The 17,289-nt window shown below is 66.8% G+C and carries 10 protein-coding genes; 7 read left to right on the top strand and 3 right to left on the bottom strand.

Going from position 1 to position 17,289, the window contains the following annotated elements:
* Positions 1 to 32: 32 nt before the first annotated feature.
* Both ON40_RS55395 and ON40_RS04050 read right to left on the bottom strand, forming a co-directional pair.
* The gene (locus ON40_RS55395) at positions 33 to 6,584 is read right to left on the bottom strand and encodes a WXG100-like domain-containing protein (RefSeq protein WP_040818555.1); all 6,552 of its coding nucleotides are present in this window, start codon (positions 6,582 to 6,584) and stop codon (positions 33 to 35) included.
* Positions 6,585 to 6,601: 17 nt separating this feature from the next.
* Positions 6,602 to 7,099 (bottom strand): YbaB/EbfC family nucleoid-associated protein, encoded by a 498-nt coding sequence (locus tag ON40_RS04050; RefSeq protein ID WP_040818553.1) that lies wholly within the window; start codon positions 7,097 to 7,099, stop codon positions 6,602 to 6,604.
* Between the two features lie 430 nt (positions 7,100 to 7,529).
* On the opposite strand from ON40_RS04050, the gene ON40_RS53685 reads away from it, so the two are divergent.
* The 5 genes from ON40_RS53685 to ON40_RS04015 all read left to right on the top strand — a co-directional run bounded on the left by ON40_RS53685 (position 7,530) and on the right by ON40_RS04015 (position 12,323).
* Positions 7,530 to 9,146 carry a hypothetical protein gene (locus ON40_RS53685; RefSeq protein ID WP_174435001.1) on the top strand — a complete coding sequence of 539 codons (1,617 nt, stop codon included), beginning with the start codon at positions 7,530 to 7,532 and terminating at the stop codon, positions 9,144 to 9,146.
* A gap of 71 nt (positions 9,147 to 9,217) precedes the next feature.
* The gene (locus ON40_RS54320) at positions 9,218 to 10,723 is read left to right on the top strand and encodes a hypothetical protein (protein WP_245567650.1); all 1,506 of its coding nucleotides are present in this window, start codon (positions 9,218 to 9,220) and stop codon (positions 10,721 to 10,723) included.
* 64 nt (positions 10,724 to 10,787) lie between these two features.
* Positions 10,788 to 11,471 carry a hypothetical protein gene (locus tag ON40_RS04025; protein ID WP_040818551.1) on the top strand — a complete coding sequence of 228 codons (684 nt, stop codon included), beginning with the start codon at positions 10,788 to 10,790 and terminating at the stop codon, positions 11,469 to 11,471.
* Between the two features lie 60 nt (positions 11,472 to 11,531).
* Positions 11,532 to 11,993 (top strand): YbaB/EbfC family nucleoid-associated protein, encoded by a 462-nt coding sequence (locus ON40_RS04020; protein ID WP_040818549.1) that lies wholly within the window; start codon positions 11,532 to 11,534, stop codon positions 11,991 to 11,993.
* 24 nt (positions 11,994 to 12,017) lie between these two features.
* Entirely contained in the window at positions 12,018 to 12,323 is a 306-nt protein-coding gene (locus tag ON40_RS04015) for a WXG100 family type VII secretion target (protein WP_040818548.1), read from the top strand.
* A 27-nt stretch (positions 12,324 to 12,350) separates the two neighbouring features.
* Here ON40_RS04015 and ON40_RS04010 read toward each other — a convergent pair whose 3' ends face one another.
* A complete protein-coding gene (locus tag ON40_RS04010; RefSeq protein WP_040818545.1) occupies positions 12,351 to 13,106 on the bottom strand; it encodes a MerR family transcriptional regulator in 756 nt (251 codons plus the stop codon).
* A 176-nt stretch (positions 13,107 to 13,282) separates the two neighbouring features.
* Here ON40_RS04010 and ON40_RS04005 point away from each other — a divergent pair, with 176 nt between their 5' ends.
* Together ON40_RS04005 and ON40_RS04000 are read left to right on the top strand one after the other, a co-directional pair.
* Positions 13,283 to 14,836 carry an amino acid permease gene (locus tag ON40_RS04005; protein ID WP_040818543.1) on the top strand — a complete coding sequence of 518 codons (1,554 nt, stop codon included), beginning with the start codon at positions 13,283 to 13,285 and terminating at the stop codon, positions 14,834 to 14,836.
* Between the two features lie 131 nt (positions 14,837 to 14,967).
* Positions 14,968 to 17,286, top strand: a complete 2,319-nt coding sequence (locus ON40_RS04000; protein ID WP_040818540.1) for a serine/threonine-protein kinase — start codon at positions 14,968 to 14,970, stop codon at positions 17,284 to 17,286.
* The last annotated feature ends 3 nt before the right edge of the window (positions 17,287 to 17,289 follow it).

The raw sequence follows: 17,289 nt of genomic DNA, 5'->3' as shown, positions 1-17,289 counted from the left end.
CAAAGTCACTAAGTGTGTCGAGCTGTGCTGCCCTAATCGGAATCCCGGTAGCTCGACCCCGGGGCCCTCGGTTCGCCGTCGGGGGCCTTCGGCCCGCCTTCGGAGATCGTCGTCACGGGCGTCACCTTCGGCTTCGCCTTCTGTTTATCAGGATCTCGCGAACCCGCCTGCGGCAGTAGAGGTTCGCCGAGGTTGAACTTGACGTCCACATCGGCCTCTGGAGCCTCGACCTCGACTTCCTCGTCCGGCGAGGGCATCAGAACCGCCTTGGGACGCTTGCGTTTTCGCTTGTCGTCCTTCTTGCGGTCCTTCTTGCGGTCCTTGGGGCCCTTGGATTCGGCCGTCTCCGCGCCGCCACCCATACCGCCCATACCGCCACCCGAACCGCCGAACCCCGAACCTGCCGAACTCGGCATGCTCTGAGCGTCGGAACCGTCCGGGTTCTGCGGTGTCTGATCACTCTGATTCGTCGGATCCGGGGAGTTCGTCTCGCCGCCCAGCGAACCCGGGGAACCGTCGTGCGACGCCCCGTTCGACGCCCCATTGCTACCGTCGTCGCCGGTGATGTCGGCCATCGACTTGTTCGCCTCGGATCCGTACTGCGAGCCGGGCTGATCGCCGGTCCCGTCGGTGCCCGAACCCGTTCCGTCCGTGCCGGATCCGGTCCCATTGGTGCCCGAACCTGTTCCGTCGGTAGCGGATCCGGTCCCATTGGTGCCCGAACCTGTTCCGTCGGTACCAGATCCGGTCCCACCGGTGCCCGAACCCGTTCCGTCGGTACCAGATCCGGTCCCGTCCGTGCCGGAACCTGTTCCGTTCGTACCCGAACCGGTCCCGTCGCTGCCCGAACCCGTCCCGGTGGACGATCCGTCCGTACCCGAACCCGGGGTGTGCTGCGAACCGAGCGGGTTCTGCCCCAAGGCATTCAGCAGTCCGGGCGCCGAGAGCGATTGCAGACCGTTCTGCCCGGTGAGCGCGTTGAGCAGTGCGTTCAGGGCGGGACTGGCCGAATTCAGCAGATTCGACAATCCCTGACCGCCCAGGCCGGACGATCCCTGATTGCCCAACCCCGTCAGATCACCGAGCCCCGACAGGCCGTTGAGTCCGGACAACCCGTTCAGCCCGTTGAGCATGTTGTTCAGCCCCGACAGCCCGCCGGGACCGTTCAATCCGGACAGCATGTTCGCCAGGCCGAGCGGACCGCCGCCGCCCATCGAACCGAGCAGATCCGACATCGCATGCGGGGACAGATGCGACATACCGGCCAGGCCCGACAGTTGCGACGGCGACAGTCCGGACAGCCCGCCCAGACTCGAAAGTCCGGGCAGATTCGACAGATTCGACAGACCCGCCAGCTGCGCGGACTTCAGCCCCTGCAACCCGGCCAGCCCTTGGGCCAGGTGCGCGGCCGCGGCCCGCTGGGCAGCGGCGGCAGCCTGGTGAGCCGCCGCCTCGCGGGCGGCGGCCTGCTGGGCAGCAGCCGACGACGGACCCGACACACCCGCCAGATCGTGGGCCGCCCGTCGGGCAGCGTCGTTGAGACCGGACAGATCCGGGCCGCCGGAGTGGTGGCCGTTACCGCCGCCGTACCCGCTGCCGCCGCCGTAACCGCCGCCACCCCAGTTGCTGGTCCACGGCGGATTCCAGTAGAACGGCGGTGGCTGGAACGGTGGTGGTGGAGGCGGAAGCGGCGGTGGTGGCGGGGGCAGCGGCGGAGGCGGCGGCACCAGATCCTGCTCCGGAATGAACTGGATCGCCTCCGGCCCCGGCAGCGCCATGAACATCGTCGGATCCGGCGGCGGTGCGGGCAGCACCAGCCGCGAACGGAACCTCGTGGTCAGATCGCCGCCCTCGACGAACGGGCTGTCCCGGTCGCGCGGCGGCAGTTGGACGCCGTCGGCATCGTTGACGTGCACCTTGCCGTTCTCGTCGACGGTCCACGTGGTGCCGTCCGGGCGGCTGCCCGAGGAGGTGCCGTTCTTGTCGGTGACCCGCACCGAACCGTCCGAGCGGATCTCCCGGAGCGACCCGTCGGGGTGCTTGATCCCGACCATCCCGTCCGGTCTGGTCTCGCGCGAAACACCTTCCAGGTCGGTGAATTTCACCCCGCCCTTGCCGACCTCGGACACCGAGTCGCCGTGGAACACCTTGAACCCGGTGGAGGTGTTCTCCAGGGTCGAGCCGTTGGAGAGCTTGACCGTCCCGTGCGTCGACTCGATGGGCGAGCCGCCCTTCAGCGCCTCCCCGTCGGGACCGGTGACGGTGACCTTGCCCTTGGCGTCCTTCTCGAAGGTGGTGCCGTTCGGGTCGGTGACCTTGACCGTGCCCTTCGCGTCCACCTGCAGCCCGGTGCCGTCGGGCCGGCCGAGCGTCACCGGCGGTCGCTGCGGACCGGTCATCCGCTCCTGGAACCCCGACGGCTCCGGCGCCTCGAGCACGGTCGTGGTCGAGCCGTCCGGATAGGTGGTCTTGCGCCCGCCCAACGGATTCGAGGTGTCGGCGACCGTGTGGGTGGTGCCGTCCGGATCCTTCACCGTCACCGCTCCGTCGGAATGCAGCGTCTGCTCGGTGCCGTCGTGCATCGAGACCACAGTCGGCGAGTCCGGCCCCTTCTGCACCACGGTGCCGTCCGGCTTGGACAGCGTGGTGTGCCCGTTGGGCTCCTCGAAATGCGTTGTGCCGTCCGTCTTGATGGTGCTGACGGTGCCGTCCGGGGTCTTGGTGCGCACGGTCCCGTCGGGGCCGATCGAATGCGTCGTGGTGTCCGGCCGGTCGAACGAGATCGAGCGATCGGAATCGATGGTGATCTTGCGCTGCGGATCACCCGGATGCCCGAACGTGATGTTCTTGTCCTTGTCGACGGTGAAGTGCGTCCCGTCCGGTGCGGTGATGTGTACTTCGTCGCCGCTCTTGTTCCAGGCCGCGAAGGTGCCCTGCCAGCCGGACTTGGAGCCCGATTCCCTTCCGCTGGAGCCGAATCCGGTCTTCGTGCCGTCCTCGCTGACGAAGTCCGCGGATCCGTTGCGCTTGATCGTGACCGTCGAGCCGTCCGAGTTGGTGGCCTTGACGGTGCCGTTGGGCTGTGCCTCGACCGTGACCGATTTCCCGTTCTGGCCGAAGAATTCGACGCTGTGATCGTTGGTCTTCGGCGTCGAGGACCCCGGGGTGATCCGGCTGATGAAGCCGGGCTTCTCCGGGGGCGCGGGCGGGTGGATGGTGAACCGATGCGGATCGTTTTCACTGCGCCCCACCGGAATCGGGCCGCCGTCGGATTTCATCAGGTGCGTCGTGCCGTCGGTGGAGCTGACCAGCAGATCGCCGTCGGAGTTCTTGTTCCAGGATCCGCGGTCGGACTGCACGGTGTGGGTGCTGCCGTCGGAGTGGGTGACGATCGTCGGGCGGCCCGGACCGAATTCGACCTTGCCGCCGTCCGGGCTGTGCGTGGTGGTGTGCCCCGACCGTCCGGCGAATTCGGTTGTGCCGTCCGGTTTCACGGTGGTGGTCGAACCGTCCGGGCCGGTGGTGCGCACGCCGCCGCCGGACAGCGTGGTGTGCGTCGTGCGGTCCGGACGCCCGAAGGTCTGCTCTTCGAAATTCCCCGCACCCTTGCCGGGTTTGCCTGCGGGACTGCCGCTTTCGTGGCCGTCCGGGCCGACGAACCGGACCGTCTCGCCGTCCGCGGACACCTTGATCCCGTGCAGCTCGCCGGGGCGGATGACCGTGATGTTGCCCTCGGAGTCGACGGTGTGCCGCGTGCCGTCGTGCGAGACCACCGTGGTGGTGCCGTCGTCGTTCCTGGTCCAGCTCTGTTTGTCGGTCGGGACGGTGTGCTGGGTGCCGTCCGGGGTGGTGACGATGGTGGGCTGTCCCGGCTCGGACTCCACCTTGGTCCCGTCCGGGCGGTAGGTGGTCTTCTTGCCGTTCGAGGAGGCGACCTCGGTCTCGCCGTTCGGCTTGACGGTGACGTTGGCTCCGTCCGTACCCGGGAACCGCACCGAACCGTCCCGGCCGAAGTTGTGCGCGGACGGCCCTCGCCCACCATCGGCGCCGCCGTGCACGCCGATGAACACGAAGCCGTCCTGCACCTGGACCTCGGTGCCGTCGGGGAGGCGGACGGTGATGCTGCCGTCCTTGTTCCGCCGCCAGGTGGGGTTGTTGTCGTCCTCGTTGTTCGAACCGCCGCGGGTGTTCCCCGGGTTGGGTTCGTTGTGCGATCCGCCGCCGCCGTCTTCGGTCCGAGATCCGTAGGGGGACAACGGAGTCTGATCGGACCGGTTCGATCCGCCGCCGACCCCGGCGCGCGGGCCGTTGCCCGAGGTGACCGGATCGTCGTTCGAACTGCGGCCGCCGCCGGAGGGAGTGGAGTTGCTGTCGCCGAGCGGGCGGCCACCGGAGCTGCCCGTATTCGACGAACCCGTCGCCGGAGTCCCGCCGACGCGCGTCGGCGTGGAGGTGCCGTCGCCGGTCACGCTCACCGTCGGGCGCGGTCCGCTCTGCAGGGACGAGCCGCCGCCCGGCGTGTTCTTGACCGAGGCCGCGATCGGGTTGCGCGTCCCGCTGCCGCCGGTGTCGGTGCTGGAACCCAGCGAATTCGAGGCGCGGACGGGCGTGCTCGTCGAACCCGTATCGGAGGACGAAAGTGGCCGCGCCGTACTGGAATTCGTCGTGAAGTCCGAACCGAACTGCGATCCGGTGGAGAACGACGGTGTGGCCTTGGGGGTGATCGGGCTGACCGGCGACAGGTCTTCGGAGCTCCACGGGGAGGTATCCGACACCGGGCTCACCAGTTCGTCGCCCTGGCGGGCGAGATTGAAGGCCGACATGTCGGTCTGGACGCGCAACGTCGGACGCGTTGTCGTACCGTCACCGGTGCTCGAGGTCGAGGACGACCGGATCGGCGAGGACTGCGAGGTACTGCTGGAATTGGTCGTCGTCGTGGTCGTGGTTCGCTGGGTGACCTGGTTGCCGGTGCTGTTGGTGTTGTTCGTGACCTCGGTCTTCTGACTCGACTGAGTTACCGGACCGTCGGTGATCTCGGACTTCTGATTCGACTGGATGACCGGACCGTCGGTGACCTCGGTCTTCTGGTTCGACGGAGTCACCGGACCGTCGGTGATCTCGGACTTCTGGTTCGACGGAGTCACCGGACCATCGGTGACCTCGGACTTCTGATTCAGCGGGGTTTCCGTGCCCTCGGTGGGCGGCTTCTTGTTACCACCCCCGGTGATCCCCGAGGTCTCGTTCGCCGGTGGATCGGACCGCTGTTGCCCGTTGGTCGAATTGGATTCGGGCCGCGTGTTGTTCTGGGTCGATCCGGCCGGAGTGGTCGGCTTCTGATTGGCCGGCGGAGTCTGGTTGGAATCGCTGAAGCCGCGCCCGTTGGTAGTGCCGTTGGTGATGGTGAGCTGGTTGTTCGGATGCTCCTCGTCGAAGTTTCCGCCCCGGTTGCCGTTCGAGCCGCCCGGCATGAAATCCGAACTGCCGCCGCGGAATCCGTTCGAACCGCCCGGTGTGAACTCCGAACTGTCGCCGCGGAATCCGGTCGAGAAGGTCGGCGGGGAATCATCACTCCCGCCGCGGGTGAAGGTATTCTCGAAACCGCCCTTCGGGGAGAACGACCCGATCTCGAAGCTCTTGGATCCGGGCGGCGCGACGATGCCGCGGTACCCGCCCAGACCGCCGCCGAGGGCGCCACGCACCGCGCCACCGGCCCAGCCCGCGCCGTTGCCGAAGGTGCCCGCCCAGTCACCGGTGATGCCCGCGGCCACCAGGTTCGTGACCGCGTTGCCGAATTCGCCGCCCGCCGCGCCGACGAGCATGCCGTGACCGGTACGCATCCACGGGTTGGTCATATCCCCGAACAACTTCGAGGCCTGCTTGCCGAAGAAGTTGCCGAAGGTCTTGCTCAGCCCGCCGACTCCGGCGCCGCCGGCCATCGCCACGCCGAACTCCGTGGCGTTGAAGCTCTTTCGCTTACCGTCCGCCATCTGACCGAGCTGCACGGCGGCGTCGACGCCGCCGGAGATGAGCGCGGACTCGAGGATTCGCGCGACCCAGCCCTTGGCCAGATTCGCGAACTTCTCACCGAAGATCCGCAGCACCCGAGCGACGATCTGATCCTCGATCATCCTGGCCAGGAACCGGACCACCGCGCGGGTGGCGCCGATCTCGGCCGCCTCCACCGCGGGCGCGGTCGGCGGGAACAGCCACGCCCAAGCGATCTCGATGGCCAGCATGATCAGCGAGATGATCACCATGAGCTTGGCGGCCTGCACCTGGGTGCCCATGTCGAACGCGGCGTCGCCCACCGAATCCATATATTTTGCAAGGGTTTCCACCGAGGAGTCACCCTGCAGGATCTGGTCGAACATGCCCGCGATGTTCTCCCCGCCGGTGCCCTGCGGGTAGGCCGAGACCGCTACGCCCTTGGCGGACTGGATTTCCGGGATGACGCCGCGCAGTCCCTCCGCGGCATCCTTCCAGATCTGCGAGACCGCCCAGATGGCATCTTCATCGCCATCGGGCCATTCGGTTCCCGCGACGTAGCCCAACCATCGAAGCTCGGGAGGCAGATAGAGGCTCATAACGGTACAACCCGCACCTACCGGTCGAGGTCACTGATCATCGAACGCGGACGAACATCCTCGACGTCACCGTAGACCATCGTGGGCTCCTCCTCGCGCCGACGCTCGGCGGCATCGGGCGGGGCGGTCGACGCGGGCGGGACCAGCGGCATCATTTCGCCGAGATCCGGTGCGCCCTCCAATAATTCGGACAGCCGCGGCAGCCGGTCCTTGCGCTCGCGCAACGGCTCCATGAGTTCGCGGGCCATCTTCTGCACCTTGGCGGAGGCGGCCTGGACCGACTGGGTCATCGCGGTGGCGATCTCCTCGTAGGTCAGATCCTTGATGTCGTCGGCGAATTTGGTTCCGATGAGGATGCCGTCGGCATTGACGGTGACCGTGATGCGCTTGTCGCATGCGGTAACGGTGGCCGTGAGCCGAGACCGATTGCGCTGAATCTCAGCGATGCCGGACATTTGCTCGGCGAACGCCTCCATCATCATTGCGGCATCGGCCTGCAATCGCTCATTGCTCATCGGCAACCTCCACGGATCAATGCTACGGCCGAACCCACTGAGCCGCACGTCGAGACGCTCATCCCGGCGCACCCTCAGCTATATCCGGATCGTTGGTCCCGCTTCCAGTGTTAACGTTCATCATGGCCGGTTCGCGGCAGGTTTCGCATCGCAATGCCGAAGTTGCCCAGCCGATCTGTCGTCACATGACATCACGACGTACAGCGCGCGAAATGCCCGGGAAACCTCCAGAGAACTCTGGACGAATCGACAGCGTCGGCGAGATGTCCTGGACGTCAACAGATCTCGACATGACCTCGCACACACCACGCCCCCGCCCGCCGTCCCGGCATCCCGAAACACCCCGCAGCGCACGACGCGGCTGGTCCCGGGCAGGTGGATCGGACGACGGCCGCGGGCACGCCCGACCGGACGATGCAATACTGACCCGGTGCGACGCAATCTTGTCATTGTCCGAGCCGGCGACACGTCGATGCACGAGAAGTGGCTGGCTGGGCCGGTGGATCGGAACTGGGACCTGATCGTCAGCTACTTCGGTGACGACCCGGATCGCTACCGGGTGCCCGACGTGGTGCGAGTGGATGCGAAGGGTCCGAAGTGGCCGCCGCTCGGGGAGCTCATCCGGAATCTGGCCACCCTGGTCGACCAGTACGACTACATCTGGCTGCCGGACGACGACATCGACGCGGATACCGCCTCGGTCAACCTGATGTTCGACTATTGCGCCGAGTACAAGCTGTCGCTGGCCCAGCCCGCGCTGACCCCGGACAGTTCCATCGTCCACCCGATCACCCGGCTCGACCCGCGATACACGTTGCGCTACACCAACTTCGCCGAAGTCATGGCTCCCTGTCTGAGCGGGGACTTCCTGCGCCGCACCGTCGCGGAGTTCGGTGAGACCCAGTCGGGCTGGGGCATGGACTACGTGTGGACGACCATGCTCGGCGAGGGCGATATCGCGATTCTCGACGCGGTCCCGATGCGGCACAGCCGGGCCCAGGGCAGCGGTCCGCTGTACGCGGCGGTGCGCGAGGCCGGGGTGGAGGATCCGCGGCAGGAATACGAGGCCTACATGGCCCGCAAGGGAATCTTCCGGCAGCCGCAGGTGATGTATCGCGGTATCCCGGCCGGTTTCCCGGAACCGGCGAGCCTGACTCGCCGCCGTTTGATGTGGCAGGCCCCCTCGCGGGAGGTGCTGGACCCGAGGCGTTGCGTCGTGCTGGTCCCGGTCGCGGACAAGATCGAACCCGATTGCGCCCGCGGCCTGTTCGAACTCGAACGGCAGGGATACACCGTGTGGCGCCTGTACGGAGCCTCGGCGATCGATCAGGCGCGCAGCCAGATGGCCACCGACGCACTGGCGGCCGGGTTCGAGGAACTGATGTGGATCGATGCCGACATCGACTTCCCCGCCGACGCGGTGAACCGGCTGCGCGCACTGGATCTGCCCGTGGTGTGCGGTGTCTACGCGAAGAAGGGCAGGCGCGAACTCGTGGTGCACTTCGAGCCCGGAACCGAACAACTGGTGTTCGGCCAGGGCGGCGGGGTGCTCGAAATCAAGTACGCCGCTACCGGATTCCTGCTCACCAAGCGCAGTGTGTACGAGAAAATCGAAGCGGCGGAACAACTTCCGACCTGTAACCGGCAGTTCGGCACGCCGACGGTGCCGTACTTCCTGCCGATGGTCATCGACGACGGCGAGAACCCCTGGTATCTGGGTGAGGACTTCGCCTTCTGCGAGCGGGCCCGGCGCAACGGTTTCGCGATCATGGCCGACACCCGAATTCGCTTGGGCCACATCGGCCGTAACTCCTACAGCTGGGAGGAGGCCGGTACCGACTCCCCCCGCTACGCCACCTACACCTACCATCTGCACCCGCCCAAGGATGATGCGACCGCCGAGCCGGAGCCGCAGCCGGACGCGCCCGCGGCGGGCGAGGATGCGTCGGCATCCGCAGCGCCGGCGTGGGCGAGCCCGGGGAAGGACGAGCCCGCCGCACAGCCGGACCCGGACGACGCACCACCGGTGTCCGGACCGAATTCGTGAGTGAGTTTCCCGACGTCACCGACCTCCAACGCGCACAGGCGGAGTTCGGCGACCGGTGTAATACTGTCGTTGTGCGACGTAACCTTGTCATCGTCCGAGCCACCGAAATATCGCAGCACGAGTCCTGGCTGACCGGTCCGGGCGATCGGAATTGGGATCTGATCGTCAGTTACACCGGCGCCGACGCGAAACGCTTCCGCAGCCCGCACGTGGTGCGTATGGATTTCGAGGGCACGAAATGGCCCGTGGTGCGGCAGGTGGCGCAGAGCTTGGGCGATGCGCTCGAACAGTACGACCACATATGGGTTCCGGACGATGATCTCCAGACCGATATGGCATCGATCAATGCGATGTTCGATATCTGTGCCGAATACTCCTTGGCACTGGCGCAGCCCACGCTCACCAGTGACAGTTATGTCGATCACGAGATCAACCGGGTCGTTCCCGATCAGGTACTGCGATACACGAATTACGTCGGCACCATGGCGCCCTGCTTCAGCCGGGAATTCCTGAATCGCTGCCTGCCGGATTTCGTCGCGAGGGTCTCCGAATTCGGCCTCGCGGCACTGTGGCCGACCATGCTCGGCGACAACGACATCGCCGTCATCGATCACGCATCGGTCCGCAACGTCCGGTCGCGCTCGATTCTGCAGCCCGCCACGGACGAGGAGCTCGAGCTGTTCGCCCGGCTGATCGAGCTGGAGGGCACCGAGGAGTACGACGAGTTGCCCGACGTGGATCCGCGGATCGTCGACTATCGGCGGTTCCTCGACGAGCGCGACCTCTCGCCCGTCGAGCCGCAGGTGCGCGGCGAGGTCGCGGCCGATCCGGACGCACCGGACGCGCCGCAGCCGCGGCTGGAACCGTTCTGGGTCGCCTCCAATACCCGCGAACGCCTGGATCCCGCGCGCTGCGTGATCCTGGTGCCGGTGGGCGACAGTATCGAACCCGATTGCGCGCGTGGGCTTTTCGAGCTCGAGCAACAGGGTTACCCGGTGTGGCGGCTGTACGGCGCCTCCGGTATCGACCAGGTCCGCAGCCAGATGGCCACCGACGCACTGGCGGCCGGGTTCGAGGAACTGATGTGGATCGACGCCGATATGTCCTTCCCGGTCGAGGCGGTGATGCAGCTGCGCACCCTGGACCTGCCGATCTCCTGCGCCGTCTACACCAAGAAGGGGCAGCGCGAGCTGGTGGTCCACCTCGAGCCGGGTACCCAGCGGCTGACCTTCGGCGAGGGCGGCGGCATGACCGAGATCAAGTACGGCGCAACCGGATTCCTGCACACCCGGCGGGAGATCTACGACGAGATCCAGCGGCACGAACAATTGCCCACGTGCAACAAGCATTTCGGGCGCCCGGTCGTGCCGTACTTCCTGCCGATGGCCGTCCCGGTGGGCGAGGACTTCTGGTATCTGGGTGAGGATTTCGCGTTCTGCGAGCGCGCCCGGCGCTGTGGTTACGCCATCATGGCCGATACCCGGATCCGATTGGGCCACATCGGGCGACGGACCTACGGCTGGGAGGATGCGGGCAGTTCCCAGGAACGGTTCGCCAGCTTCACCTTCAACTTCTGATCCCCGCGACCGCCTCGGCGGTTCGGAGATCAGCGAGCATGTTTCGACGAGGGAGTGAACTTCGATGGACCCGTCCCGCTGCGTCGTGCTGGCGCCGATCAGCGGCTACCTGGAGCCCGAATGTGCCCGGGGGCTGGCGCAACTCGAGGCGCGCGGCTACCACGTGCGCGCGGTGCCCAGGTATGCCGCGATCGATCAGGGGCGCAGTCAGCTGGCGACCGACGCGCTGATGGACGATTACGAAGCGTTGATGTGGATCGATTCGGATATCGGCTTCGACGCGGATTCGGTGGATATGCTGCGCGAGCACGATCTTCCGGTGGTGTGCGGGATCTACCCGCGCAAGGGCCGGCGGGAGCTGGCCTGCAAACTGCTGCCCGAAACACCCCGGGTCGTCTTCGGCGAGGGCGGCGGCCTGATGGAGATCCGTTATGCGGCAATGGGTTTCTGCTACACCCAGCGAACGGTCTACGAGCAGATGATCGTGCACGAGGAACTTCCGGTGTGCAACAAGCAGTTCGATCGCATCACGGTGCCGTATTTCCTGCCGCTGGTGCTGCCGGAGGGAACGGACCACTGGTACATGAGCGCGGAGTACTCGTTCTGTGAGCGGGCCCGGCGCAGCGGTTTCCAGATCATGGCCGATACCCGGATCCGCCTGGGCCACATCGGGCGACACACCTTCCAGTGGGAGGACGCGGGCGCCGATCAACAGCGTTTCGCCACCTACGAGTTCAATCTTCGCTGACCCCGAGCCCGTTCACGCGGTAAACTCGGACGAGTTTCCGCACGAGGAGATTTCGCTGTCGTGAGTAACGAGAGAGCCAAGGCCGACCTCGCCGACCTGCTGGACACGGTCAACACCCACATCAGGTCGATCGCCGACGCACAGCGTCAGCGCACCGAGCTCGTCGCCACCGCCACCGCCGAAGAGGGCCGGGTCGAGGTGACCTGCAATGCCGACGGTGTGCCGATCGACATCGTGTTCGGCGACGACATCGACGATCTGGACTACGACGAGATCGCCGCGGCGGTGCTGGAGGCCGCACAGGATGCCGCGGCCTCGGTCGCCCGCCGGGCCGAGGAGTTGATCGCGCCGGTGCGCAAGACCCGCTCCCGGCTGCCGAGCCTGTCCTCGATCGTCGCGGACCTGCCGGATCTGCAGGTGAAGGTGCCCGAACCCGAACGTGCGTCGTTCGATCCGCCCTCGGCGCGCAACAAGGAGCAGCCGGACCAGGCCCAGCCCTGGTCGGTATCCGACGACGACTGATCGGCCCGTGAGAGCGAGGATCCCATGAGCGAACCGGTAGAACTGAATCCCGACGGACTGCGCAAGGCCGCCACGGAGTTCGACGACGTCTCCGCGAGCACCAAGGCGCTCCTGGACAGATTGAAGTCCTCCAGCAGCGCCAAGGGCGCGCCCTGGGGCGACGACAAGAACGGCAAGAAGTTCGCCGAGGGCGACAAGGGCTACATCACCAATCGCGACGGGATGTTCAACACGCTCTCCCAGCTGGTGACCGTGTTCACCGACAACGCGAACAACCTGCGGGACTCCGCGAACACCTTCGAGCAGAACGAGAAGGACTCCTCGCAGTAGCGGCGCGGGCCGATCGGCCCGCGCGGCTCACACGCCGTCGGGCAGGATGTCGCCCAGTTCCCGGGTGACGTGGTCGAGATATCGGGCGACGTACTGACCGATCAGCTCGCCGGCCACCCGGCCGGGCATCGACCGCGTCATCGACAGGTGTCCGACCAGTTCGGCCACATCCTGCGATTTGCGATCGGACCGGCGGAACTCCCGCACCGCGGTCCGCTCGAACATGTCCACGAACTGCCGGGCGATGTGGTCGCAATCGTCCCGCAACCGCTCGATTTCGTCGAGCACCCGGGTCGGCGGCACGCCCGCGCCCATCAGCTGCGCGGCGATGTCGACCAGGTGCGGATCCTTGACCCGGTACGTGGTGGCATCCAGCGGCTCGTACAGGCCGGTGGCCACCACGCGGGCCAGGCCGTTCGGGATCTCGCTGTAGCGTTCGGCGAGTTCGGTTGCGGCAACGGTGGTTTCGGCCGCTACGGCAACAGGTTTGGGGGCCGCGGGCGCGGGCGAGGTGGACGCGCTGACGCCGAGCACCGCGGCCAGATCGTCACCGCGATCCCATGCCTCGAGCAGATCGCGCACACCGTTGAGCTTGATGCCGCGATCGAGCAACCGGCTGATGATCCGTACCCGGTTCAGATGTTCCTCGCTGTAGAAACCGGTGCGCCCTTTCAGCTGCGGGGGCGGCAGCAAACCGCGCTCGTTGTACACGCGCAGCGTGCGCACGGTCATCCCGGCCTCGCGCGCCAACTCGTCGATCGTGAACTCCGATTCCACAGCCATACCTCCAGGAAACCATATGGAAACCCGTGTCCACAGTGCCCGTAACCACCGGGTTTCGGTGAGAGCCATGGGTTTCCATGACGTTACATATGAACTTACCTCTTGCATGTGCCATTTATCAGCGGTACGTTACACCACACAGCGGTATGATCGGCATCACAAGGAAGGTCCCGCACATGACCACAGTTCAACCTCCTCCGGAGACGCAGGCACATTCCCTGCACGCGGAGGACGAGGGCTACCACAAGGCGCTTCGGCCCCGCCAGCTGCAAATGATCGCGATCGGCGGCGCCATCGGCACGGGCCTGTTCCTGGGTGCCAGCTCACGCCTGCACTCCGCCGGCGCGGGCCTGTTCATCGCGTACGCGGTGTGTGGCATCTTCGTCTTCTTCATACTTCGCGCCCTCGGCGAGCTGGTGCTGCACCGGCCGTCCTCGGGCTCGTTCGTCTCCTATGCGCGCGAGTTCTACGGGGAGAAGCTCGCCTTCGGCGTCGGCTGGATGTACTTCTTCCACTGGTGCATGACCGGCATCGCCGACATCACCGCCATTGCAACCTACGTCCACTACTGGGGGGCCACCAAGGTCATCCCACAGTGGCTGATCGCGCTGATCGCGCTGGCCATCGTGCTGAGCATCAACATGATCTCGGTGAAGTGGTTCGGTGAGATGGAGTTCTGGGCCGCGATCATCAAGGTCGTCGCGCTGGTCGGATTCCTGGTCCTGGGCGTGGTGTTCCTCGCCGGGCGGTTCAAGCTGGACGGCGACACCACCGGCTGGACGGTCATCAGCAACAGCGGCGGCCTGTTCCCGAAGGGCACCTGGCCAGTGGCATTGGCCGTCACCGGCGTCGTGTTCTCCTACGCGGCAGTCGAATTGGTGGGCACCGCGGCCGGTGAGGCCGAGAACCCCGAGAAGATCATGCCCCGCGCGATCAACTCGGTCATCGCCCGCATCGCGCTGTTCTACGTCGGCTCGCTGGTGCTGCTGTCGTTGCTGATCCCGTACAAGTCGTTCGACCCCGAGGTCAGCCCGTTCGTGACGTTCTTCGCCAAGCTGGGCGTCCACGGCGCGGGCACGGTGATGAACCTGGTCGTGCTGACCGCGGCGTTCTCCAGCCTGAACGCGGGCCTGTACTCGACCGGCCGCATCATCCGGTCGATGTCGATGAACGGCAGCGCGCCGAAGATCGGCTCGAAGATGTCCTCGCGGGGCGTGCCCTACGTCGGCATCCTGGCCACCGGCTGCGTCGCGCTGATCGGTGTCGGGCTCAACGCGCTCGTCCCGAAGGAGGCGTTCTCCATCGTGATGAACGTGTCCGCACTGGGCACCATGTTCGCCTGGACCGCGATCCTGCTGTGCCAACTGCAGCTGTGGCGTTGGTCGCGGCAGGGCAAGGCGACGCGTCCGTCGTTCCGGCTGTTCGGCGCTCCGTACACGAGCATCGCCGCGCTGATATTCCTCGCGGTGGTCGTGGTGATCATGATCTGCAGCGGTGATCGCACGCAGTGGGGTGCGGTCCTGGCCATGGCCGTGATCGTGCTCCCGCTGCTGATCGGCGGCTGGTTCCTGGCCCGCAAGCGGGTGCTCGAACTGGCGACCGCACGGGTCGGCTACACCGGACAGTTCCCGGTCCTGGCCGAGCGTCCGATGGAAAACCGGGAGGACAAGCTGCCCGGTTCGGTCTCCAGTCCCAGCGCGAGCTCGGATGATGAGGCACAATCGCACTGATACCCGACGATTCCGGTAACCACCGGAACACCGCCGGGACCGGTCCCCGCCGCTCCGCAGTACGGATCACTCCGGCTGCGGAGCGGTGGGGTTTCCGGGTCACTGCGAGGTTCGAGGTTCTGAGAAGACGAATGGCCGAGAATTCCAGCCCGCCCGGCCACCCGAGTCCGCCCCCGTGGGCGACGCGCCAGCTGCGCGAGGCCGCCGATACGTCGTACCGCTGGGCGACCCGGCGCGCGGTGGTCACCCAGCCCAGTTCGTGGGTGGGACAGGAGGATTCCGTTCCGGCCGCGCCGGACACCGAGCAGCGCTCGCGTCCCGGGGTGCGGCGGGTGGGCGTCGGGCTGATCTCGCTGCCGCGGGTGAATCCGATCGATCCGACCGCGGCGGTGCTGCGCGATCCCCAAGTGCCCGAGGACAAACGCTTCTGCTGGAAGTGTCAGCAGCCGGTCGGGCGATCCGAGGAGAGCGCGGCCGAACCCACGTCGAGTGCCGCGGCGCACGACGTGTCGGCCGGAACCTGCGCGCAGTGCGGCTCCCCGTTCAACTTCCGGCCCATGCTCGAACCCGGCGAACTGGTCGCCGACCAGTACGAGGTGCGCGGCTGTCTGGCCTATGGCGGGATGGGCTGGATCTTCCTGGCCCGCGACCGCAACGTCAGCGGGCGCTGGGTGGTGTTGAAGGGGTTGCAGAATCCCCTGGACATCGAGGCGCACGTGGTGGCGCTGGCCGAACGCCAATTCCTTTCCGAGATGGCGCATCCGGCGATCGTGAAGATCTACAACTTCGTCAAACACCGTGGTGCGGACGGAATCCCGTGCGGCTACATCGTGATGGAGTACGTCGGCGGGCGCTCGCTCAAGACCGAGCTGGACGAGCGCGCCCCCGAATTCCTGCCGGTCGCCGAGGCCGTGGCCTATATGCTCGAAGTGCTTCCGGCACTGGATTATCTGCATTCGTTCGGGCTGGCCTACAACGACCTCAAACCCGACAACATCATGGTCAGCGAGGATGAGGTCAAACTGATCGACCTGGGCGCGGTGGCCGCTCGCGAATCCGGCGGCAGTCTCTATGGCACGCCCGGTTATCAGGCGCCCGAGTTCACTCGCACCGGCCCCACCGTGGCCTCGGACATCTACACCGTCGGGCGCACCCTGGCCGCGCTGACCATGCGCATGCCGACCGACGCACACGGTCACAAACTGCCCGGAATCCCGTCGGCGCAGGACGAATCGGTGCTCGAGCGCTATCCGGCCTTCGCCCGGCTGGTGCACCGGGCCACCGATCCCGATCCCGCCCAGCGCTTTCCGTCCGCCTACGCGCTGTACCGGCAGTTGCTCGGCGTGCTGCGCGCGGTCCTGGCCGAGGACACCGGTCGGGAGTATCCCCAGGTCTCCACCGTATTCAGCGCTCCGAGAGGGGATTTCGGCATCGAGACACTGCTCCGGCAGACCGATGCCATCGCCGACGGGGTGCGCCGCATGCCCGAGCTGGACGCGGCGAATGTGGCTGCGGCCCTCCCTGTTCCGCTGATCGACGGCGAGGATCCCAGCGCGGATCTGCTCTCGCCGCTGCTGCACGGCGATCCGCATCGGGCGCTGGACACCCTGCGCCAGGGCCGGGAGAACATGCGCATCGGCAAGATCGCGATGCCGGACACCTTCGAACTGGAAGGTGCGTTGACCGAGGTCCGCGCCTATCTGGACCTGGGTGAGGTGAAATACGCGCGATCGAAACTGGACACGCTGCGCACGGGATACCGGGTCGACTGGCGCATCGAATGGTATGCCGCGGTCGCCGACCTCGTCGACGCGGATTACGACAAGGCTTATGCGCGTTTCGATCTCGTCGCCGCCTCGCTGCCCGGCGAGGCCGCGCCGCTGCTGGCCCTGGCCGCGACCGCGGAACTGCTGCTCGAATCCGAGCCCGAGGATGCGGACCGGTGGGAGCGCGCGGCGACCGATCACTACCGCGCGGTGTGGCGCTCCAATCGCGGGATCGCCAGCGCCGGCTTCGGATTGGCTCGCTGCCTGGCCGAGGCGAAGGACCACACCGCCGCCGTGGCCACGCTGCAGCAGATGCCCGAGACCTCGCGCCACCACGATGTCGCCCGGATGACCGCCTGCCTGCTGCTGGTGACCCGTCCGGCCGACGAGCTGACCCGCGAGGATCTCGACGCGGCCGCCACACACCTGCACGGTCTGCACGACGAGCCCCGCCTGCACCAGCTGCGGGTGCTGGTGCTCAGCGCCGCGCTGGACTGGCTGCGCCGCGGCGGATCTCCCCCGGCCCCGGGGTCGACGATCCTGGGCCTGAACTACTCCGACGAGGCGCTGCGCGAGGGAATCGAACTGGCACTGCGTCATATCGCCCGCACCACCCCGCGCCGCCTGCAGCGGTACGCACTGATCGATCTGGCCAACCGGCTGCGGCCACGGTCGTGGTGGTAGTTG

The organism is Nocardia jiangxiensis NBRC 101359 (genome assembly GCF_000308615.1).
Classification (GTDB): domain Bacteria; phylum Actinomycetota; class Actinomycetes; order Mycobacteriales; family Mycobacteriaceae; genus Nocardia; species Nocardia jiangxiensis.
The sequence above is the reverse complement of the archived record's forward strand: the minus strand, read 5'-3'. Positions and strand labels throughout refer to the sequence as shown.